Below are 255 nucleotides of genomic sequence, written 5' to 3' on the forward strand. Positions count from 1 at the left end.
TGGAGCTAAGCGGGATCGAACCGCTGACCTCCTGCGTGCAAGGCAGGCGCTCTCCCAGCTGAGCTATAGCCCCATACAGTCACTTACAGATACCTTAATCACTCATCAGCCTGATGAGTCAGCCAATGACTTTCTCATCAAGGCGCAGTCATGCGAAGTTTGCCTGGGCAAACGAGACATGGCGACAACGAAGAGGAGGAAGGAATTGGTAGGCCTGAGTGGACTTGAACCACCGACCTCACCCTTATCAGGGGT

The 255-nt window shown here is 54.1% G+C and carries 1 tRNA gene; it reads right to left on the reverse strand.

The window, feature by feature from the left end:
* A tRNA-Ala gene (locus tag J1781_RS00035) sits at positions 1–73 on the reverse strand.
* Positions 74–255: the final 182 nt, after the last annotated feature.

The sequence above is a fragment of the Rahnella perminowiae genome (assembly GCF_019049695.1).
In the GTDB taxonomy this organism is placed as follows: Bacteria; Pseudomonadota; Gammaproteobacteria; order Enterobacterales; family Enterobacteriaceae; genus Rahnella; species Rahnella perminowiae.